The following is a 21,206-nucleotide window of genomic DNA, read 5'->3' as shown; positions in this document are numbered from 1 at the left end:
GGGTCAGAAAGGCGGAGCTGCGCCGGCGGTACGCGGAGGCAGGGTGCGGGGAGGCAGGGCACGCGGACGCGGGGTCCGCACCGGGACGATCCGGGGAGGGCTGGCGACGGCGCCCATGAGCTCCCGGCGCATGCACACCCTCGGCCACTGGTCCAGACCGCAGGACGCCTCCGCGCGCCGGATCTCCCGCAGCCCCTCGGTCAGCTCGTCGTCGGGCAGGGCGCGGAAGCCGAGCCGCGCGTAGTACGGGGCGTTCCACGGCACGTCGGCGAAGGTCGTCAGGGTCAGCGCCGACAGCCCGTCGGCGGCGGCGCACACGGCGAGATGGTCGAGCAGCCCGCTGCCGAGACCGCGGCGGGCGGCCGACGGATGGACCGAGACCTGCTCGACATGGGAGGCTCCGTCCACCTCCTCGCAGAGCAGATACGCCACGGGGTGGTCGTCGGAGTCCGCCGTCACCCAGGCGTGGCCCGCCCGCCGGAAGCGGTCGAGCGTCTCGATCGAGGGCGGCTCGTCGTCGGCGACCGCCGCCATGCCGAGGGCGCGGAACGGCTCGCCGGCCGCCCTTTCGATCTCCTGGAGCAGGGGCAGTTCGGCGCGCGACGCCGGTCGGATGCGCATGGCCCGAGTATGGCGGAGCCCGCGGCCCGCACCACACGGAGGGGCGGCTCGCGGCGGGTCCCGGACCCGCCCCGAGCCGCCGGGGGTGCGGGCGGGGCGGGGCAAGGCTGCGGAACGCCCGTCCTGTCAAGGGCGGTGACCGGTGGTCAGCGCAGGCCCGTTTCTCCTGGCGGGTCGGGCGTTCCAGGCCCTCCGGATTCTCCGGGTGTTCTGGGCGCTTCGGGTGTTCCGGGCGTTCCAGGCTCTCCGGGCTCTCCGGGTGCTTCGGATGTTCCGGGCCATGGCGCGCCCGCGCCGACCAGCTCGTCCGCCGCGTCGTTCACCGGCTGCGGGCTGCCGGTGAGATCCATGGCGAAGAGCGGTATGCCGAGGGCGTCGGCACGGACCCGTGCGTCCTGCGCGTATCCGGCGAGCGAGAAGTGCACGCTCGCCGCCGCGTCGTGCAGCCCGTGCAGCCACAGGCACTCGACCGCCCGCAGCGTCGTCCGGCGCGTGGAGGGGTCCACCCGGGCGACCAGGCCCGGGCCGTGCAGATCCACGCCGGGGGCCGCGGTGCGCTGCTCGGGCCGGGTGACGTCGCGGAAGCCGAGCCATCTGAGGTAGTGCGCGGCCGCCGTCACCGCGTCCCGCGCCGTGCGGATGGTGACCGGGCGGAAGGCGCCGCGGCGGGGAGCGGTCGCGGTGCGGGGCAGCGGGATGTGCGCGGGCCGGCCTCTCGGGTCACCGGCCGGCCGCGGCCTGCGCCCCTCGTGGTCCGCTTGGCTGTCGGAGCCGCCGCGGTCGCCGCCGTCGCCCGGGCGGCCCCCCGGCGTGTCCTGGCCCTCCGGGAGGCCGGGGCCGGGGCCGCCCCGCTCCTCGCGGCCGCGGCTCGCCGCGGCCGCGGGAGGAACGGGGGCGTTCGCGGGGCGGACCGGGACGCGCAGCACCGTGCCGCAGGGGCAGCCGAGCTCCGGCTGCGGCCAGTGGCCCTGGCGGGCGCACTCCGGGCAGCGGACCGTCACCCAGTCGTCAGTCCAGGTGCGGTGTGTGATCGGCTCCGGGGCCGCGCCGCGCAGCAGCGGGGGTGCGAGCGGAGCGCCGCAGGCGCATGGATAGACGGGTGGCGCAAAACGGTGGTCCCGTCGGCATGCCGGACAGCGCACCGGCACGCTCTCGGTCATCGTGCCCCCCTTCCCCCGGTGCGGGGTTCCCCTCTGCTCGGGTCCATCGTCCACCAAGTGTGAAGCCTCGGCGAGGTACTTCGGACACTTCCCGTCCTTCTGTACGCGGTGGAGTGCGCCCCTGCTCAGCTCCCTTGACGCCATGCGGCCCACACCGTACATTGCTTCCGTATAACAGAATCTAAATTCCGCAATGCGAAATCCCAAGGGGAGTGCGGTGCGGAATCCCCGTACGGAATCGCAGCTCTCAGGTGGCGCGACAGAGCCCGATCCGCAAGGCCGAAGCAGGAGCACCCATGCCTCGTATGACCGCTGCCCGTGCGGCAGTCGAGATCCTCAAGCGCGAAGGCGTCACCAACGCGTTCGGTGTGCCGGGCGCGGCGATCAACCCCTTCTACAAGGCCCTCAAAGAGGGCGGCGGCATCGACCACACGCTCGCCCGCCATGTCGAGGGCGCCTCGCACATGGCCGAGGGCTACACCCGCACGCACCCCGGCAACATCGGTGTCTGCATCGGCACGTCCGGACCGGCCGGCACCGACATGATCACCGGGCTGTACTCCGCCGGCGGTGACTCGATCCCGATCCTGTGCATCACCGGCCAGGCGCCGACGAACGTGATCCACAAGGAGGACTTCCAGGCCGTCGACATCGCCTCGATCGCCAAGCCGGTCACCAAGGCGGCGACGACCGTCCTGGAGCCCGCGCAGGTCCCCGGCGTGTTCCAGCAGGCCTTCCATCTGATGCGGTCCGGCCGCCCCGGACCCGTCCTGATCGACCTGCCGATCGACGTCCAGCTCGCCGAGATCGAATTTGATCCGGAGACCTACGAGCCGCTGCCGGTCTACAAGCCCGCGGCGACGCGCGCCCAGATCGAGAAGGCGATCTCCTTCCTGCTGCAGTCCGAGCGGCCGCTGATCGTGGCCGGCGGCGGCATCATCACCGCCGACGCCTGTGACCTGCTCGTCGAGTTCGCCGAACTCACCGGCACGCCGGTCATCCCCACCCTGATGGGCTGGGGGGCCATCGCCGACGACCACGAGCTGAACGCCGGCATGGTCGGCGTGCAGACCTCCCACCGCTACGGCAACGCGAATTTCCTGGAGTCCGACTTCGTTCTCGGCATCGGCAACCGCTGGGCCAACCGCCACACCGGCTACAAGCTGGACGTGTACACCAAGGGCCGGAAGTTCGTCCATGTCGACATCGAGCCCACCCAGATCGGCAAGATCTTCGCGCCGGACTACGGCATCGCCTCGGACGCCAAGGCCGCCCTGGAGCTGTTCGTCGAGGTCGCACGCGAGCTGAAGGCCGAGGGCAGGCTGCCGGACCGCTCGGGGTGGGTCGCCTCCACGCAGGAGCGCAAGGCCACGCTGCAGCGCCGTACGCACTTCGACAACGTGCCGATGAAGCCGCAGCGCGTGTACGAGGAGATGAACAAGGCGTTCGGCCCGGAGACGCGGTACGTCACCACCATCGGGCTCTCGCAGATCGCCGGCGCGCAGATGCTGCACGTCTACAAGCCCCGCCACTGGATCAACTGCGGCCAGGCCGGTCCGCTCGGCTGGACCATCCCCGCGGCGCTCGGAGTCGCCAAGGCGGACCCGGAGGCCCAGGTCGTGGCGCTCTCCGGCGACTACGACTTCCAGTTCATGATCGAGGAACTGGCGGTCGGCGCGCAGCACCGCATCCCGTATGTCCATGTCCTGGTCAACAACTCCTACCTGGGCCTGATCCGCCAGGCCCAGGCCGGCCTGGACATCAACTTCCAGGTCAACCTGGAGTTCGAGAACCTCAACTCCCCGGAGCTCGGCGTCTACGGCGTCGACCACATCAAGGTCGCCGAGGGCCTGGGCTGCAAGGCCATCCGCGTCACCGAGCCCGACCAGCTGCTGCCGGCCTTCGAGGAGGCGAAGAAGCTGGCGGCGGAGTACCGGGTGCCGGTGCTGGTGGAGGCGATCCTGGAGCGGGTCACCAACATCTCGATGAGCCGGACGATGGACATCAGCGACATCACGGAATGGGAGGACCTGGCGACGGAGCCGGGCCACGCGCCGACGGCCGTCAAGACCCTGAAGAGCTGACGCTCTTCACTCCGACCCCTCAGGGGCGGTCTCCCGAGCGGGGGACCGCCCCTGAGGGGTTTCCGGGTCCTGTCCCCTGCCCTGCCGCTACGCCCTGGGGGCGTGGGGCACCGCTTCCCGAACTGGGGCTGCGCCCCAGACCCCGTTTGCGGGGGCTCCGCCCCCGGACCCCCGCGCCTCAATCGCCGGCGGGGCTTGATCCTCGGGCCCTCGTGGCTCGGTGGTCGGCGGGGCTTGATCCCCGGCCTCCCGCGCCTCAATCGCTGGCGGGGCTTGATCCTCGGGCCCTCGTGGCTCGGTGGTCGGCGGGGCTTGATCCCCGGCCTCCCGCGCCTCAATCGCTGGCGGGGCTTGATCCTCGGGCCCTCGTGGCTCGGTGGTCGGCGGGGCTTGATCCCCGGCCTCCCGCGCCTCAATCGCTGGCGGGGCTTGATCCTCGGGCCCTCGTGGCTGGGTGGTCGGCAGGGCTTGATCCCCGGCTCCCCGCGCCTCGCCGGCGGGGCTTGATCTGCCGGTCCTCACACGCCGACGAGGCCGGATTGCCGCAGGCAGTTCCAGCCCGTCTGGGGGGCATTTCCCTGGGGGCACCTCCGTGGGGGTACCCCTGGGGGTGCCTCCGTGGGGGTACCCCCGGACGGAGTCTGGGGGAGGTAGCTGGGGGAGCAGTCCGGGGGAGATCGAGGACATGGCCTTCAGGTCGTACCGGGGGTCCGGGGCTTGCCTCCGGTTCCGGGACAGGCCCTCACGCCCCCCAGGTCGCAGGGGGAGGGCGGGACGGGGGAGAAGCCCCCGTGAGCGGCGGGCGCCTGGCGTGGACCGTCCCCGTTCAGCACGCGCGCCCCTCTGGTCATGGAGCACCGGAACGCCCCGACGCGACCCGGCGCCGGGACCGCACGGGGAGCGAACAGACCAGGGCCCGACCGCTGTGCGCAGGTCGGGCCCTGGTCTTCGAGCGCGTGGTGCGGGACCGTAAACCGAACCAGGCGCTCTCGTCGTGGAGTTGTTGCCGCCCGACGGCGCGAGGCTGGCGGGACCAGGACGTTCGCGCCGCCGGACGGGGACTGGGGGTGCTGCCGCGCCGGGCGCGGACTCGGGCTGGGACCGCAGCGGGGCGATCGGTCCCCGGGTGCTCTGACGTCAGGTCGGACAGAGCGCCCGGGGACCTTCACCACCGCACTGGCGTCGCCGCCGCTGCGGTCCCCGTCCCTGCCCTCTCCGCAGGCCACCCCTCATCCGGGCCGGCGGTTCGGGCGGCGTACGGAGCGTGACCTCCAGTCAGGCCTCGTACGCGGCTTGTGTGGCGGCCGAGGCCTCAGTCCTCGCGCAGGGCGCGGACCGCCTCCTCCACGCGGCGGCCGTAGTCCTCGTCGGCCGCGTGGAAGTGCGCCAGGTTCTTCTCGATCACGTCGTCGCGCGTGACCTGGGACAGGCCGCCCGCGATGTTCGCGACCAGGCGGGACTTCTCCTCCTCGGACATCAGCCGGTACAGCTCGCCCGCCTGGAAGAAGTCGTCGTCCTTGACGTGGGCCGGGGCGGCGTGGGCGCCCGTGTAGCCGGAGACGGCGAGCGGGGCGGAGAGCGCGGCGTCGGTCTGGGCCGGGCCCTGGTAGGAGTTGGGCTCGTAGTTCTTGTCGTGGCGGGAGCCGTTGCGGGTGGCCATGAAGCCGTCACGGCCGTAGTTGTCCGCACCCCGTCCGGGAACGGCCTTGGGGGCGTTCACCGGGAGCTGCGTGTGGTTGACGCCCAGCCGGTAGCGGTGCGCGTCCGCGTAGGCGAACAGCCGGCCCTGGAGCATCTTGTCCGGGGACGGGCCGATGCCGGGCACGAAGTTGTTCGGGGAGAACGCGGCCTGCTCGACCTCGGCGAAGACGTTGTCCGGGTTGCGGTCGAGGACGAGGCGGCCCACGCGCTGCAGCGGGTAGTCGGAGTGCGGCCACACCTTGGTGAGGTCGAACGGGTTGAAGCGGTACTCCGCGGCCTCGGCGGCCGGCATGATCTGGACGTACAGCGTCCAGGACGGGTTGACCCCGCGCTCGATGGCCTGCAGCAGGTCCGTCTGGTGCGAGTTGGGGTCGTTGCCCGCCAGCTCGGCGGCCTGCTCGCTGCTCAGGGAGCGGACGCCCTGGTTCGTCTTGAAGTGGTACTTGACGAAGAAGGCCTCGCCTTCGGCGTTGGTCCACTGGTAGGTGTGCGAGCCGTAGCCGTTCATATGGCGGTACGAGGCGGGGATGCCGCGGTCGCCCATCAGCCAGGTCACCTGGTGCGTCGCCTCGGGGGCGTGCGCCCAGAAGTCCCAGACGTTGTCCGGCTCCTGCTTGCCGGTGAACGGGTCGCGCTTCTGGGAGTGGATGAAGTCGGGGAACTTGATCGGGTCCTTGATGAAGAACACCGGGGTGTTGTTGCCGACGAGGTCGTAGTTGCCCTCCTCGGTGTAGAACTTCACGGCGAAGCCGCGCGGGTCGCGCACCGCGTCCGCGCCGCCCAGCGAGTCGGCCACGGTCGAGAAGCGGAGGAAGACCTCGGTGCGCCTGCCGACGGCGCCGAGGAAGTCGGCCCTGGTGAAGCCGGTGACGTCGTCGGTCACCTCGAAGTAGCCGTATGCGCCGGAGCCGCGCGCGTGCACCACGCGCTCCGGGATGCGCTCACGGTTGAAGCGGGCGAGCTTCTCCAGCAGGTGCTGGTCCTGGAGGAGGAGCGGGCCGCCGACGCCGGCGGTGGCCGAATTCTGGTTGTCGGCGACGGGGGCGCCGGCCTCCGTGGTGAGAATTCGCGAGGTGAGCACGCGCTTCGACATCGTGGACCTTCCGTGCTGGAGCTGCTGACGGTGTCAGGAGCGTAAGAAGCCGAACATCTGGCGTCAACAGTTTGTTGAAATTGCTAAGTGTTGTTCCGGGCGGCGGCGACGCCTGGGCGCGACAGGACAGGTGTCGGCGGCGCCGCCGCCCGGAAGTCTGGGAGGCCGGACCGGCCGGGACTCAGACCTGCCCGCCGGAGAGGCGCTCGACGGCGCGCAGCAGGGCCGAGTGGTCCAGGCCGCCGTCGCCCTGGGCGCGCAGCGAGGCGACGAGCTGGGCGACGGTCGCGCCGACGGGCAGGGCCGCGCCGACGTTGCGGGCGGCGTCGGTGACGATGCCCATGTCCTTGTGGTGCAGATCGATCCGGAAGCCCGGCTTGAAGTCGCGGTTCAGGAAGTTGTCCTTCTTGCGGGTCAGCACCGTGGAACCGGCCAGACCGCCGTTGAGGACGTCGAGCGCGGCGGCGAGGTCCACACCGGACTTCTCCAGGAAGACCACCGCCTCGGCGCAGGCCTGGATGTTGACCGCGACGATCAGCTGGTTGGCGGCCTTCACGGTCTGGCCGGAGCCGTGCGGGCCGCACAGCACGATGGTCTTGCCCAGAGCTTCGAAGACCGGCTTGGCGGTGTCAAAGTCGGCCTGCTCACCGCCGACCATGATCGAGAGCACGGCCTCGACGGCGCCGGCCTCGCCGCCGGAGACCGGGGCGTCCAGGACGCGGATGCCCTTCTCCTTGGCGGCCGCGGCCAGGTCCACGGAGGTCTGCGGGGTGATCGACGACATGTCGATCAGCAGTGCGCCCTTCCTGGCGTTCTCCAGGATGCCGTCGGGGCCGTAGGAGACGGCCTCGACCTGGGGGGAGGCCGGCACCATCGTGATGATGACGTCGGCGTCCCCGACCGCCTCGGCGATCGAGCCCGCGGCGGCGCCGCCGGCGGCGGTGAGGCGGTCGAGCTTCTCCTGCTCGAGGGTGTAGCCGGTGACCGGGTAACCGGCCTTGATCAGGTTCTCGGACATGGGGGAGCCCATGATGCCGAGACCGATGAACGCAATCTTGGGGAGCGCGGTGGTCATGATGGGGGTGCCTCTTTCAAAGCTCTCGGTGCGAAGGTGAGTTGGCCGCTGCGGGCGGTCAGCGGGCCGCGCGGGCCTCGCGCGGCAGCCAGTCGAAGGACTCGGCGCTCGGGCGGTCGCCGGCCTTGTACTCCAGGCCGACCCAGCCGTCGTAACCGGCCTTCTTGAGCTGGTCCAGCAGATCCGCCAGCGGCAGTGAGCCGGTGCCCGGTGCGCCGCGGCCGGGGTTGTCGGCGATCTGGACATGGCCGGTCTTGTCGGCGTACGCCTCGATGGCCCGGCCGACGTCCTCGCCGTTCATCGACAGGTGGTAGACGTCGAGCAGGAACTTGGCGTTGCCGAGGCCGGTCGCCGCGTTCACCTTGTCGACGACCTCGATCGCGGCGGGAGCGCTCACCAGCGGGTAGAGCGGGGACTCCGGCTGGTTCAGCGTCTCGATCAGCAGGGTCGCCCCGATCCGGTCGGCCGCGCGGGCGGCCAGGGTCAGGTTCTCCAGGGCGAGTTCGTCCTGCGCTGCCGGGTCCGCGCCCTCGACGCGGTTGCCGTACAGCGCGTTGAGCGCCGTGCAGCCGACCGAGGCGGCGAAGTCCGCGGCCACGTCGACGTTTGCGCGGAAGCGGTCGGACTCCTCGCCGGGGACGGAGAGCGCGCCCCGGTCCGGCCCGGGCAGCTTCCCCGCGTAGAAGTTCAAGCCCACCAGCCGGACCCCGGCGTCCTCGATCGCCTTCTTCAGGGCGTCGAGCTCGGCCCGGTCGGGAGTGGGGGTCTCGATCCAGGGCCACCACAGCTCGACCGCGCCGAAGCCGGCCGCGGCGGCGGCCGCGGGGCGCTCCAGCAGCGGGAGTTCCGTGAAGAGGATCGAGAGGTTCACATCGAAGCGCTGGTCCGTGTATCCCATGAGGGGTATGCGCTCCTTCCGTATTGCGGAAGTTCGTTTCTGCTTAATGGAAGATTGCAGTCGGGTTGCCGGGCTTGTCAAGGGGGGCCCGGTGAAATCCCGGCTACGGTGACCCTCATGGAGCGATTGCGAGTCGAGTTCACGACCGAACCCTTCGACCTCGACGAGGCGCCCGCGCACGCGGTCGTCGCGCGCGAGGTCATCCAGGCCGCCGAGCTGGACGCGGTGGACGTCGGACCGTTCGGGAACACGGCCGAAGGCGGTGCGGACCAGGTGCTCACCGCCGTGGACGCGCTGCTGCGTCGCGCCCTGGAGGCCGGGGCGACCCGGGTCTCGCTCCAGGTCAACGTCATCGGCGCGGGCGGCGCCGGAGGGGAGGGAGGGCGATGACCGAGCGCCGTGACCACCCCTTCGTCGCCGCGGTGAAGCCGCTGGTCGATGCCATGGGCGCGGAGATACTCGAGCCCGGACAGGCGGGGGCCGACGATGTCGTGCTGTCCTGGGAGGGCGAGGACGTCCTCGCCGTCCGGCTGCCCCAGCTCTCGGAGTCCCTGGACCACATCCTGGCCGCGATGGAGCGCACCCGGGGCAGGCCGCTGTCCGAACTGGACCGCAAGACGAAGCAGCAGGTCGTCCGCACACTGGAAGCCCGCGGGGCGTTCTCTGTGAGGCATGGGGTGGAGACGGTGGCGGGGGCGCTGGGGGTGAGTCGGTTTACGGTGTACAACTACCTGAATCGTGAGAACGCGGCGAAGAACGCGTAGGCGGCCGTGGGGGTTGTCTGCCCCCACCCCGCCCCTTCCCGAAACCGGAGGTCAGGCCCCCCGGGCCCCGGTACGGCCTCCGGCCGTGTCCTCGATCTCGCCCAGCTGCCTCCCCCGGACTCCTCCCCCGGCTGCCTCCCCCAGACTCCGTCCGGGGGTACCCCCGCGGAGGCGCCCTCAGGGGTCCCCCCCGTGGAGGTGTCCCCCAGCGGGCTGTAATCGGCTGCCCCGGTCCAGTTCCGCGCAGAGGCGTGAGGAGCCCGCGCAATCAAGCCTCACGGGCGTTTGAGGCGCATGCCCGGCCCCGCCGGTGTGTGAGGCGCGGGGGTGCGGGGGCGAAGCCCCGGTTTCGGGGAGGGCGGGGGAACTACCCCGCGTCATCCAGCGCATACGCGGCGTCAGCGCACCCCCTCCTCGTAGACGAGTTTTCAACAAAGTGTTGACGTTGCGTCGCCGAAGGGCGTTAGCTGTCCGCAGCCCGTCCACGCACCGAGAGAAACACCCACGGAGGCACCCGTGACGTCGTCCTCGATCCCGGGCCTCGCCCGTTTCAACGCCTTGGAGAGCGGTGCGGCACTGGCCGCCCTGCACGAGGCGTGCGCCAGCTCGGCGTGGGGGAGCAAGCTGCTCGCCCAGCGTCCGTACGCCACCGTGGAGGCCCTGCTCGCCGCCGGCGACGCCGCCATGGCCGAGCTGAGCGCCGAGGATCTGGCCGAGGCGATGGCGGGGCACCCGCCGATCGGCCGGCCCAAGCCCGGGGATCCGACCTCCGCCCGCGAGCAGCGGGGGATGGCCGGGGCCTCCGAGGAGCTCAAGGCCGAGATGCTCGAACTCAACCTGGGCTACCAGGACAAGTTCGGCCATGTCTTCCTGATCTGCGCCACCGGCCGCACCGGTGAGCAGATGCGCGACGCCCTCCGTGAGCGGATCGGGAACACGCCCGAGGAGGAGCGGGAGATCGTCCGCGTCGAGCTGGGCAAGATCAACCGCATCCGGCTGACCCGCCTCATGGAGGACCTCATGGAGGAACAGAGCGCATGAGCACCCAGACCACGGCCTCCGTGTCCACGCATATCCTGGACACCAGCGCCGGCCGCCCCGCCGAGGGCGTCGCCATCCGGCTCGCGGCCCGCAGCGGCGGCGACGCCGAGTGGACGGAGCTCGGCGGCGGAGCGACCGACGCGGACGGGCGCTGCAAGAACCTGCCGGCGCTGCCGGAAGGCACCACCCATGTACGCCTCGACTTCGAGACCGAGGCGTACTTCGTCAAGAAGCAAGCCGAGGCACAGCAGGACGCCCCCGCGACACGGGACAGCGGCGTGTTCTTCCCCGAGGTGGCGATCACCTTCGCCGTCGTACCGGGCGAGCACTACCACGTACCGCTGCTGCTCAACCCGTTCGGCTACTCCGTTTACCGAGGGAGCTAGCAGAGAAATGCCTACGATTCTCGGCCAGAACCAGTACGGCAAAGCAGAGAACCGCGTCGTTCGGATCACGCGGGACGGCGACACGCACCACATCAAGGACCTGAACGTCTCCGTCGCCCTCTCCGGCGACATGGACGACGTCCACTACTCCGGCTCCAACGCCCACGTCCTGCCTACCGACACCACCAAGAACACGGTGTACGCGTTCGCCAAGGAGTACGGCATCGACTCCGCCGAGCAGTTCGGCATCCACCTCGCCCGTCACTTCGTGACCTCGCAGGAGCCGATCCACCGGGCGCGCATCCGCATCGAGGAGTACGCCTGGGAGCGCATCGAGACCTCCGACGGCAACTCCAAGTTCATCGGCGCCGACGAGGTCAAGCACTCCTTCGTCCGCAAGGGCCAGGAGACCCGCACGACGCAGATCACCTTCGACGGCGAGAGGTGGCAGGTCGTCTCCGGCCTGAAAGACCTCGTCGTGATGAACTCGACCAACTCCGAGTTCTGGGGCTACGTCAAGGACAAGTACACGACGCTCCAGGAGGCGTACGACCGCATCCTCGCGACCCAGGTGGCGGCCCAGTGGCGCTACGGCTGGTCCTCTGACGAGGAGCGCATGCCGAACTGGGACAAGTCCTATGCGCAGGCGAGGAAGCACATGCTCCAGGCGTTCGCGGAGACCTACTCCCTGTCGCTGCAGCAGACCCTGTACCAGATGGGTTCGCGCATCATCAACAGCCGCAGCGAGATCGACGAGATCCGCTTCTCGCTGCCCAACAAGCACCACTTCCTCGTCGACCTCGAGCCCTTCGGGCTCAAGAACGACAACGAGGTCTACTTCGCCGCGGACCGCCCGTACGGCCTGATCGAGGCCACCGTGCTGCGCGACGGCGTGGAGCCGCAGATCCCGGTCGACATGACCAACCTCTGACCCGTCGGTCCCCGCCGGGGACGTACCACCGGGGACACACCCCGGCGGCCGTACCGCCGGCGGGGGACCGCACCGCAACGCGATCACACGAAGGGAGCCCCCGTATGAGGCACAACCGCTGACGGGAGGCCTCCCGCAGCTTCCTCAACCTCGGCACCCGGAGCATCCCCACGGACGGCAGTGCTGTCAGCTGCCGGGTCCGGCTCCGGCACTCAAATCCCGTAGGGCCCTGCCGTGCCCAAACCGCCACAGAAAGAACGAGGATCAGCCATGGCAGGATCGGCAGCCCCTGACAGCGCGGCCGGCGCGCTCGTCGACGCGGTCGAGCGCATCGTCATCGAGAACTGCGCCATCGCCACCGTCGACGCCCATGACACCGAGTACGCCTCCGGCCATGTCGTCGTCGCAGGCAACCGGATCGAGTCGGTCGGGGCCGGCAAGGCGCCGGAGGGCCTCGCGAACGTCGTACGGCGCGTCGACGGCACGGGCCACCTCGTCACGCCCGGCCTGGTCAACACGCACCACCACTTCTACCAGTGGATCACCCGCGGCCTGGCCACCGACCACAACCTCTTCAACTGGCTGGTGGCGCTGTACCCGATCTGGGCGCGCATCGACGAACCCATGGCCCGCTCGGCCGCGCAGGGCTCCCTCGCCATGATGGCCCGCGGCGGCGTCACCACCGCCATGGACCACCACTACGTCTACCCGCACGGCGCCGGCGACCTGTCCGGCGCGATCATCGGCGCGGCCCGGGAGACGGGTGTGCGCTTCACCCTCGCCCGCGGCTCCATGGACCGCAGCGAGAAGGACGGCGGCCTGCCGCCGGACTTCGCCGTCGAGACCCTCGAAGGCGCGCTCGCCGCCACCGAGGAGACCGTCAAGCTGCACCACGACGCCTCCTTCGACGCCATGACGCAGGTGGCCGTCGCCCCGTGCTCCCCCTTCTCCATCTCCACCGAACTGCTCAAGCAGGGCGCCGAACTGGCCCGCCGGCTCGGTGTGCGCATGCACACCCACGGCTCGGAGACGGTGGAGGAGGAGAAGTGGTGCCATGAGCTGTTCGGCATGGGACCGACCGACTACTTCGAGTCGACCGGCTGGCTCGGCGAGGACGTGTGGATGGCCCACTGCGTCCATATGAACGACTCCGACATCGAGGCCTTCGCCCGGACCAGGACCGGCGTCGCGCACTGCCCGTCGTCCAACGCCCGGCTCGCGGCCGGCATCGCGCGGGTGCCCGACATGCTCAAGGCGGGCGTCCCGGTCGGCCTCGGCGTGGACGGCACCGCCTCCAACGAGTCCGGCGAACTCCACACCGAACTGCGCAACGCCCTGCTCATCAACCGGCTCGGCGCGCACCGCGAGGCCGCCCTCAACGCCCGCCAGGCGCTGCGGCTCGGCACCTACGGCGGTGCGCAGGTCCTCGGCCGCGCCGCCCAGATCGGCTCCCTGGAGGCCGGCAAGCTTGCCGACCTCGTGCTGTGGAAGCTGGACACGCTCGCCCACTCCTCCATCGCCGACCCGGTCGTCGCACTGGTCTTCGGCGCGGCCGCCCCGGTGACGCTCTCCCTGGTCAACGGCAAGGCCATCGTGGAGAACAGCCGGCTCACCACCGTCGACGAGGACGCCATCGCCCGCACCACGCGGGCCGAGGCACAGCGCCTGGCGCGCATCGCCGCCCAGGGTTGACAACACCCCCATACGTCCGGTCGAGGGGGACGGCCCTCGACCGGCCGGCCGTGAACCCGAGCGGGGTCCACGGCAGCCGTGACCGGGGGGTACGACGCCGCCAGGCGGTGTGCGTGCCCCCCGGTGCGGTGACACGTGCCAACCGTCCGTGCACCACCGACCCCGTGCACCACCGACCCCGTGCGCCACCGACCCCGTGCACCACCGTCCCGTGCACCGCTGTCCGTGCACCTCACGCGTGTCCGTGCACACCACTCGCGCCACCCCGTGCAGCACCCGCACCACCTCCCTGAAACCCACGTCCCCGCCGACGTGTCCAGCCGACCGGAGGAACATTCGTGGCCGCTCCCAAGCATCCCGTCGACGAGACGCTCCCGCCGTTCAAGATGTTCACCAGCGGTCTGCAGCATGTGGCCGCCATGTACGCGGGCGTGGTGGCCCCGCCCATGATCGTGGGGCCCGCCGTCGGCCTCAGCGCAGTGGAGACCGCCTTCCTGATGGGGGCGAGCCTGTTCACGGCCGGCCTCGCCACCCTGCTCCAGACGATCGGCTTCTGGAAGGTCGGCGCACGGCTGCCGTTCGTCAACGGCGTCTCCTTCGCCGGAGTCACCCCGATGATCGCCATCGGCAAGGACCGCGGCGCCGACGGCATCGCCGTCATCTTCGGCGCGATCATCGTCGCGGGACTGCTGGGTTTTCTGCTCACCCCGTACTTCTCCCGGCTGGTGCGCTTCTTCCCGCCCGTGGTCACCGGCACCGTCATCACCCTGATCGGGGTCTCGCTGCTGCCCGTCGCCTTCAACTGGTCCCAGGGCGGGGACCCCACGGCCGCCGGCTACGGCTCGCTGCGCAACATCTGCATGGCGGCGTTCACTCTGGCCGTCGTGCTCGTCCTGCGCAGGGTGCTGCGCGGCTTCCTCCAGCAGATCGCGATCCTGCTCGGCCTCGTCATCGGCACACTCGTCGCGATCCCGCTGAACATGACGGACTTCGGCGCCCTCAGGAACGCCGATCTGATCGGTTTCCCGGCCCCCTTCCACTTCGGCGCGCCGCAGTTCGAGATCGCCGCCATCGTCTCGATGTGCATCGTGATGCTGGTGTGCATGACCGAGTCGACGGCCGACATGCTCGCCCTCGGCAGGATCGTGGACCGGCCCGCCGACGAGCGCACCATCGAGGGCGGACTGCGCGCCGACACCCTCGGCAGCGCGCTCAGCCCCGCCTTCAACGGCTTTATGTGCAGCGCCTTCGCCCAGAACATCGGCCTGGTCGCGATGACCAAGGTGCGCAGCCGCTTCGTCGTCGCCGCGGGCGGCGGCATCCTGATCCTGCTCGGCCTGTTCCCGGTCGCCGCCTCCGTCATCGCCCTCGTCCCCCTGCCGGTCCTCGGCGGCGCGGGCATCGTGCTCTTCGGTTCCGTCGCCGCGAGCGGAATCCAGACGCTGGCCGCGGCCGCGCTGGAGAAGGGCGAGAACGCGCTGATCGTGGCCAGCTCCCTGGGCGTCGGAATGATCCCCATCGCCGCGCCCGCCTTCTACCACTCCTTCCCCGAGGACCTCCTGGTGGTTCTGGACTCCGGCATCTCCACCGGCTGCATCACGGCGATCCTGCTGAATCTCGCCTTCAACCACCTGGGAAGGAAGGCGAGTACGGCCGGGAGCACGGCCGACGCCGAGTCGCAGCCGACGGTGCCTGGGGCGACGGCGACTGGGACGACGGCGGGACAGCACGTGGCAGGTCCAGGCCACTGAGCCGTGTCGGACCGGGGCGCGCCCTGCGCCGGCCGTCGATGTCAGACCCCCGTGCCATGCTCCGCGCATGGACATCGCACAGATTTTCGCGGATGTGGGCCAGGCGCCGTGGGGGGAGCTGCGCACCTGCGGCGGCGGCAGCGCGGAGCATGTCCCCGGCATGCTGCGCGCCCTGGCGAGCGCCGACGAGGACGAGGCGGACACCGCTTTCCTCGGCCTCTACGAGACGCTGCTGGACGACGGCGCGGTCTGCGAGGCGACCGCCGCGGCGATCCCTTTCCTGGCGCGGCTGGCCGCCGCCGGGTGCGAGTCCCGCGGACTGCTGGAGTTCCTGGGCGCTGCGACGGGAGACCCGCGGGAGGAGCACGCCCCGTCGGCGGAGACCGCCGCCTGCCGCCGTGCCCTGGCCGCCCAACTGCCCCTGATCCTCCCGCTGACCGGCGAAACCGCGGACCCGAGGGTGCGGCAGACCGCCGCCTGGGCGGCCGCCCGCACCGGCGCGGCAGCCGAGGCGACCCCGGTGCTCCGCCGGCGCTGGGCCGAGGAGCAGGACCCCCTCGTGCGGGCCGAGCTGCTCGCCGGGCTGGTGCGCCTCGACCCCCGGTGCGCCGCGGAGTTCGCCCTGCCGTCCCTGGGCTCCGAGCACCACGGCTCCGTGCGCATCGTCGCCGTGCTGATGTGCCTGGACGCGGGTCTGCCGTGGACGCCGTCCCTGCACGAGACGGCGCTGTCGCTGCTGCCGGCAGAACCACTGGTTCTCGCCCCCCACGACCAGGAGCGCACCGACCCTGTGCGCTATGTGCTGGACGCACTTCTGGCCCGGGGGGCCGACGAGGACAGGGACAGCGCGTACACACTGCTCGACGCGGCACTGCGGTCCCCCGACCCGCGGGCGCAGGCAGAGGCGCTGAAGGCCGCCGACCACGCCTGCACCGTCTCACGGGCCGCGCCCGGCAGGCTCGTTCCGGCCCTCGCCGCCCTGCTGCGCGACGCCGCACCGGCGGACGAGCCGGACGTCGTGCGGGAGGCGCTGGACCTGCTGGCCAGGCTCGGCCGGCAGGCCGCACCGGCTGTCCCCGAGCTGACCGCCCTCGCCGCGGCCGACGACGACGATCTCGCGGACCGCGCGCTCGAAGCGCTGGTCCGGGTGGCCCCCGAGGCGTCCGCCCCGCTGCTCGCCCGGAGCCCCCTCGGACTGCGGCCCGGCGCGCTGGCGGCCGCGTGCGGCCTGCCCGAGGACCGTCCGGCTCCGCCGATACCCTGCACGCCCGAGCTGCTCGACGCGGTCCGCGCCCGGCTGACCGTGCCCGACCTTGAAGCCTTCGACGGGCACATGCTGTCGCGCAGACTCACGGCATGGGGCCCCGCGGCCGCGGCCGCCCTGCCCGAACTCACCGCCGCGCTGCCCCGGTTCCCGAACGACGTCCCCGGCGCACTCGCCGCGGTCTGCCCGACACACGGCTCGACGGACCGCGACCGTGTCGCCGGACTGCTGCGTGCGGCCGCGACTCACGGCCCACAGGAGGGACGGCTCGCCGCCGCCGCAGCCCTGCACGAGCTGACGGAGGAGACCGGGCCGCTGCTCGACGCGCTCCCCGACGCACTGGACGGATACGGCCTCCAGGTCGCGAACGCCGCCGCGCAGGCAGCAGGCCTCGGCCGTGGCGCGGCGCGGCTGCGGCCTGCCCTCCGCTCGGCTCTCGCCCCGCGCGATGAAATCGGCCGCGACGAGCGGCAGCTGGCGGCGGAAGCGGAGACGGCCCTCGCGCTCTACCGGCTGGGCGGCACGGCTGACGAGGCGGTGGCCGTCCTCTCCGGCGTGCTGGACGACGTCGCCCGCGCCCGGCCGGGCTGCCGCTGGCCGGTGCTCCACGCAGCCGAAGCCGCAGCCGGACTCGGCCCGGAGGGCAGGCCGCTGATCCCCGCGCTGGAGCGCCTCCTGGGGGACCCCGAGACGGCCCCGGCCGCAGTCGGCGCCCTGCTGGCCCTCGGCCACCGCTTCACCGACCCCGACCGCGTGGCGGACCGGCTCCTCGACGCGGCCGAGTGCGCCCCGGGGCCGGAGAGCGCCCTCGACGCGCTCCGGGAACTGCTGGCGCACCACCCGGAGCTGCGGACGAGCGGCGGGGTGCTGCCCCGGCTGACCGAACTGGCCGAACGAGACCGTCGCGTGGCGGCTTCGGATCTCGTCTGGGAAGCGGTGGTGCGCGACGAACTGTTCCGCGCATGCGCCCGCGACCTGCTGGCCCGAGAGCGGCGTGCGCCGGTGGCCTGACGCCACGCGTGCGCCGTGCGCCATCGCGTCGGCGGCGCGCTGCGCGCTGCGCGCCGAGGCGGTCAGTCTCCCGGCCGCCAGTCCGGGCGGCGGCCGCTGAGACCGATCACCCGGTCGAGCAGCGGGGCGCTCCGCGGAACGGGGACGGGCGGGCCGAACAGTCCGCCCCCGTCCGTGCCGTCACCGCTCTCACCCGCGCCTTCCGCCGCAGGCGCGAGCATCTCGTACGACACCTCGAGGCTCGCTTCCTCGGGCGCGTACGGCTGACCGGTGGCGCGGGCCAGGTCCCAGCCGTGGATCAGCAGTTCGTTCAGGGCGACCCGCCCGGCCACGGCGGCCGGGAGGCGCACGCCGCCCGCCTGGGTGTCGCCCTGCCACGCGGAAGGCTGCCGCCAGGCGTCGGCCAGTTCGTCGAGGCGCCGCGGCAGGACGGCACGCCAGTCGTCACGCAGCACGGGCGGCGCGGCGCCGGGGTCCGTTCCGGTCGTCGGCCCGAGGTCCTTGCGGGCGGCGTCGCGGAAGGCGGCGGACAGGTCGGTCAGATGGGCCAGCAGCTCCCGTACCGCGTACTCGGGGCACGGCGTCGGACCGGACAGCCGGTCGTCGCGGACGGAGCGGAGGAGCCGCGCCACACCATGGGCGGCGGGCCGCAGGTCGGGGTGGTCGGCGGCGGTGGAAGAGTCCATACGACGGCAGACCGGCCGGCCGCCCGAAACTCATCGGCGCAGGGCAGCAGGTCACCTGATCGGGCCATCAGCGGATGCCGCAGCGCGACTGCCGGGCCGCGCGCTCATAGGCTCCCTCGGTGACCCAAAGCGCTGCATTGAACGTCGGACTCCAGGACTTCCTCTCCTGGGCGGAGCAGGAACGCGGCACCGCTCTGCCCGCGCGTACCGCGGACGCGGTGCTCACACTGCTCGCCCTGCGGGGTGCGGACCGCAGGGCGGGTGTGCCGGAGCCGACGCCACAACTGCTCAAGCAGGTGCTGCACGACGACGCGCCGGTCCTGCTCGCCGCGATCCAGACGGAGCTCGACGCGCTCCCCGACGTACTCACCGCCCTTGTCGACCGGGTCCGCGCCGCCGGCCGGCTCAACGCCAAGCGCCGCGCGCGGCTGCTCGACGCCGTCGACGACCTCGTACCCGGGGCGCGCAGCGCCGCCGCCAGCCCGTGGAAGCTGACCTGGCCGCGCTGGTACGCCTCGCTGCTGCGCGCCGACGGCGTGGACGCCGACGACCCCGACGCCGTGCGGTCGTGGCTCGCGGCCCATGACGCCCTGCCGCACGCCGATCGGCCCGAACTGCCCGCACCGCTGCACCGCGCCGACGTCACGGCGCGGACCTTCGCCGTGCGCGCCTGGCTCACCGAGCGGCTGCTGGCCGCCTTCGCCCGCGATGTGGAGGCCCCCTCCCCGGCCGGGCCCCTGCTGCCGGTCACCCCCGCCCTGTCCGCCGACCGCCCCGAGGACGCCCTCACCGAGGAACTGGAACGGATCGCGGCCACGTTGGTCGACCGCTGGAGCGCGGCGGGTCTGAGCGAGGCCCTCGCCGGGCCGTTCGCGCAGCTCGCCCCCGGCCCCGAGACCATGCCGCACATGGCGCTCGCGGACCGCCTGCTGGACGAGCACCTCGACTACTACGGCGACTCGGGCGTCCCGCTTCCGCCGCCGCAGGCACTGCCCGACCCGGACGAGATCCTCGGCCTGCTGCATGCCGCGCCGCTGCCCGCGACCCTCGCCACGGGCGCCGCGGACGACGAGGAACTGCGCCCGCTCGCCGAACAGTGCGGGTTCCCCGGCCCCGCGGACGTCGTCTGGGAGTCCGGCACCCCCGAGGAGGCACTGGAACTCGCCGCGAACGTCCTCGCCCTGGAGGCCGACCGCATCCCCGCCGCATCGGCCGGGCCGGAAGCCGCCGACGAGGGCTACGACCTCGACGCCGTCCATGTGCTGTACGCCCTGTACGAACGCGGCGGCACCCCGGACTCGGTGGCGCGCAAGGCCTCCGACATGGCCGACTGGCGGGTCGACCCGGACCTGGAGGACGCCCCCGTCGACGTGCCGGACACAGCCGCCGCGTACACCGCCCCGTATGTCACGCCCGCCGCGGCCGATCTCTCCGCGACGCTCGGCATCCCCGGCCTCACCGAGGACGACCGTGCGGAACTGGACGCACACGCCCGCGCCCTGGCGGTCGTCGTCGACCGGCTGGCCGAGACCGGCTGCGTGTTCCGCACCGGCGACGTCTACGGGCTCACCTCGTTCGGCTCCGCCGTACTCCGCTACGTCCTCACCGCGGCCCATGTCGCCGCCCCCGACCTTCAGACCGCCCTCTCCTGGAACGCCGAGGACACTGTCAGGGCGGCCCAGGCCTGGCCGATCGCCGTGGCGGCCGCGGAGCTCGGGCAGTGGGCCGAGGCACACGGCGGCGAGCCCGCATGGAGCCAGCTGCTCGGCGCCCTCTCCGCAGCCAGGGGGGCGGACCTCCCGCATGTCGCCACCCCCGCGGTCTTCGCCCGCCTCGACCGCGCCGAGATCCCCGCAACGGCCCTGCGCGCCGCCCTCGCCGACCCGGTGATCGGCGGCTACGCCCGCCGCAGCCTGCTGGCCCGCGGCGAGGACGCTCCTGAGGACGCGGTGCCGGAGAACGCCCGTGCGGTGCTGCTGCTCGAAGACCTCGACCGGGCATGGCTGGCGGACCGGCGCGCCCAGGTCACCGCCGGGGCGGGGGAGGGGGAGCCCGAGACCCCGCCCAGGGCCCTGCTCGACGCCTTCGACACGGCGGCGGCCACCTGGCCCGGCGGCTCCGCGGGGCTCCTCCGCGCGCTCGCCGCCGCCGGCGCGGCCTCGGCGCTGCGCGTACTGACGGACCTCGCCGACCGCCACCCGGACCCGCGTGTGGTCTCCGCGGCCGCCCACGAGGCCAAGAGCGCCGAAACCCCGGCGCGGAAACGGAAGCGCGCGCGCTGACCCTAGGACCAGTGCAGCAGCCTGGCAGCTGACACCTCCGGGGCGTCGGCGCCCGGGAGGTCCGCATCGGCCGACGCCAGGGTGGCCCATGCGGCGTTCCGCCGCTGGGCCTCGCGGTCGGCCTCTCCGTTTCCTCAGGCCCGCCCGAGGCGCTGTGACGGCCTTTCCCTTACCCCGGGGTGCCTCGGAGAACCTAGGGGTTCGGTCCATGATGGCCGGCCGAATCGCTGACTGACTTATCGTCAATAGACCCTGGCCAATATCTCGATTTGATAACGACGTCGGTCGAAAAGGTACGGACCTTCCAGGGGTCTGCGATGCAACTCGCTTGCAGATAAAGAGAAGTGAGAGTTCATCAGATCACATGTCCAGGTCACGGTCAGATATCTCGCAGCGTCTTCCCGTTTGTCTGAGTTACCTCATCGATGGGTCTGGCAGACTTCCGTGCACCCACTCCTATGACCAAGGAATTGAGGTACGCATGACTGCCCCCTGCGCCGGGTTCGTGAATCGGGTGTGGACCAGGCTGATCGTCGCGTGCGCGTGCTGGGTCTGCAGCCCGGCGCGGAGTGCAAGCACTGTCCGGGGGCAGGGTGCCAAAGGTCGAGGCTGTGGCCGCGGGTAGGCCAAGCTCGCATTGCACCACCAGAGCACGACCCACGCGGTGCCCCGTAGGCCCCTGACAAGGGTCTGCGCCAGCGGCCTGGGGCCGAGCCGGCCGGCCCTTCGCGCCTCCGCGCCGCGCGCGTGCATTTGATCAACGGCA

16 protein-coding genes are annotated in these 21,206 nt (G+C 72.0%); 10 read left to right on the top strand and 6 right to left on the bottom strand.

Annotated elements, in window-relative coordinates:
* Nucleotides 1-3: 3 nt before the first annotated feature.
* Together QCN29_RS10680 and QCN29_RS10675 are read right to left on the bottom strand one after the other, a co-directional pair.
* Nucleotides 4-621 carry a GNAT family N-acetyltransferase gene (locus QCN29_RS10680; protein ID WP_279927574.1) on the bottom strand — a complete coding sequence of 206 codons (618 nt, stop codon included), beginning with the start codon at nucleotides 619-621 and terminating at the stop codon, nucleotides 4-6.
* A 146-nt stretch (nucleotides 622-767) separates the two neighbouring features.
* Nucleotides 768-1,781 carry a hypothetical protein gene (locus tag QCN29_RS10675; RefSeq protein ID WP_279927573.1) on the bottom strand — a complete coding sequence of 338 codons (1,014 nt, stop codon included), beginning with the start codon at nucleotides 1,779-1,781 and terminating at the stop codon, nucleotides 768-770.
* 296 nt (nucleotides 1,782-2,077) lie between these two features.
* Here QCN29_RS10675 and gcl point away from each other — a divergent pair, with 296 nt between their 5' ends.
* Complete coding sequence (gcl, locus tag QCN29_RS10670; protein ID WP_279927571.1) at nucleotides 2,078-3,865, top strand: glyoxylate carboligase; 1,788 nt, start codon at nucleotides 2,078-2,080, stop codon at nucleotides 3,863-3,865.
* Nucleotides 3,866-5,177: 1,312 nt separating this feature from the next.
* Here the strand turns inward: gcl and QCN29_RS10665 are convergent.
* The 3 genes from QCN29_RS10665 to QCN29_RS10655 all read right to left on the bottom strand — a co-directional run bounded on the left by QCN29_RS10665 (nucleotide 5,178) and on the right by QCN29_RS10655 (nucleotide 8,632).
* Nucleotides 5,178-6,659 carry a catalase gene (locus QCN29_RS10665; protein ID WP_279927570.1) on the bottom strand — a complete coding sequence of 494 codons (1,482 nt, stop codon included), beginning with the start codon at nucleotides 6,657-6,659 and terminating at the stop codon, nucleotides 5,178-5,180.
* A gap of 181 nt (nucleotides 6,660-6,840) precedes the next feature.
* A complete protein-coding gene (locus tag QCN29_RS10660; RefSeq protein ID WP_279927569.1) occupies nucleotides 6,841-7,734 on the bottom strand; it encodes a 2-hydroxy-3-oxopropionate reductase in 894 nt (297 codons plus the stop codon).
* 58 nt (nucleotides 7,735-7,792) lie between these two features.
* The gene (locus tag QCN29_RS10655) at nucleotides 7,793-8,632 is read right to left on the bottom strand and encodes a TIM barrel protein (protein ID WP_279927568.1); all 840 of its coding nucleotides are present in this window, start codon (nucleotides 8,630-8,632) and stop codon (nucleotides 7,793-7,795) included.
* A gap of 117 nt (nucleotides 8,633-8,749) precedes the next feature.
* Between QCN29_RS10655 and QCN29_RS10650 the strand changes: the two genes are divergently transcribed.
* The 8 genes from QCN29_RS10650 (at nucleotide 8,750) to QCN29_RS10615 (ending at nucleotide 17,472) form a co-directional block, all read left to right on the top strand.
* Nucleotides 8,750-9,022 (top strand): thiamine-binding protein, encoded by a 273-nt coding sequence (locus tag QCN29_RS10650; protein WP_279927567.1) that lies wholly within the window; start codon nucleotides 8,750-8,752, stop codon nucleotides 9,020-9,022.
* Nucleotides 9,019-9,396, top strand: a complete 378-nt coding sequence (locus QCN29_RS10645; protein WP_240136121.1) for a helix-turn-helix domain-containing protein — start codon at nucleotides 9,019-9,021, stop codon at nucleotides 9,394-9,396. The genes QCN29_RS10650 and QCN29_RS10645 overlap by 4 nt, the downstream gene beginning before the upstream one ends.
* A 516-nt stretch (nucleotides 9,397-9,912) precedes the next feature.
* Nucleotides 9,913-10,437, top strand: coding sequence for a 2-oxo-4-hydroxy-4-carboxy-5-ureidoimidazoline decarboxylase (gene uraD, locus QCN29_RS10640; RefSeq protein WP_279927566.1), 525 nt, complete (start codon nucleotides 9,913-9,915; stop codon nucleotides 10,435-10,437).
* On the top strand, nucleotides 10,434-10,823 hold the full coding sequence (gene uraH / locus QCN29_RS10635; RefSeq protein ID WP_240136124.1) for a hydroxyisourate hydrolase: 390 nt from the start codon (nucleotides 10,434-10,436) through the stop codon (nucleotides 10,821-10,823). The genes uraD and uraH overlap by 4 nt, the downstream gene beginning before the upstream one ends.
* A 7-nt stretch (nucleotides 10,824-10,830) precedes the next feature.
* Nucleotides 10,831-11,754 carry a factor-independent urate hydroxylase gene (gene pucL / locus QCN29_RS10630; RefSeq protein ID WP_279927563.1) on the top strand — a complete coding sequence of 308 codons (924 nt, stop codon included), beginning with the start codon at nucleotides 10,831-10,833 and terminating at the stop codon, nucleotides 11,752-11,754.
* A gap of 270 nt (nucleotides 11,755-12,024) precedes the next feature.
* Complete coding sequence (locus tag QCN29_RS10625; RefSeq protein ID WP_279927562.1) at nucleotides 12,025-13,446, top strand: 8-oxoguanine deaminase; 1,422 nt, start codon at nucleotides 12,025-12,027, stop codon at nucleotides 13,444-13,446.
* Nucleotides 13,447-13,832: 386 nt separating this feature from the next.
* Nucleotides 13,833-15,197, top strand: coding sequence for a nucleobase:cation symporter-2 family protein (locus QCN29_RS10620; protein ID WP_279927636.1), 1,365 nt, complete (start codon nucleotides 13,833-13,835; stop codon nucleotides 15,195-15,197).
* 67 nt (nucleotides 15,198-15,264) lie between these two features.
* Entirely contained in the window at nucleotides 15,265-17,472 is a 2,208-nt protein-coding gene (locus QCN29_RS10615; protein ID WP_279927561.1) for a HEAT repeat domain-containing protein, read from the top strand.
* A 62-nt stretch (nucleotides 17,473-17,534) separates the two neighbouring features.
* On the opposite strand, the gene QCN29_RS10610 is transcribed toward QCN29_RS10615, so the two are convergent.
* The gene (locus QCN29_RS10610) at nucleotides 17,535-18,158 is read right to left on the bottom strand and encodes a TIGR03086 family metal-binding protein (protein ID WP_279927560.1); all 624 of its coding nucleotides are present in this window, start codon (nucleotides 18,156-18,158) and stop codon (nucleotides 17,535-17,537) included.
* Nucleotides 18,159-18,277: 119 nt separating this feature from the next.
* Here QCN29_RS10610 and QCN29_RS10605 point away from each other — a divergent pair, with 119 nt between their 5' ends.
* Nucleotides 18,278-20,440 carry a hypothetical protein gene (locus tag QCN29_RS10605; protein WP_279927559.1) on the top strand — a complete coding sequence of 721 codons (2,163 nt, stop codon included), beginning with the start codon at nucleotides 18,278-18,280 and terminating at the stop codon, nucleotides 20,438-20,440.
* Nucleotides 20,441-21,206: the final 766 nt, after the last annotated feature.

Origin of the sequence: Streptomyces chengmaiensis, assembly GCF_029846775.1 — a bacterium.
GTDB lineage: Bacteria > Actinomycetota > Actinomycetes > Streptomycetales > Streptomycetaceae > Streptomyces > Streptomyces chengmaiensis.
Note: the sequence above shows the minus strand (reverse complement) of the source record. Positions and strands in the feature narration are given on the sequence as shown.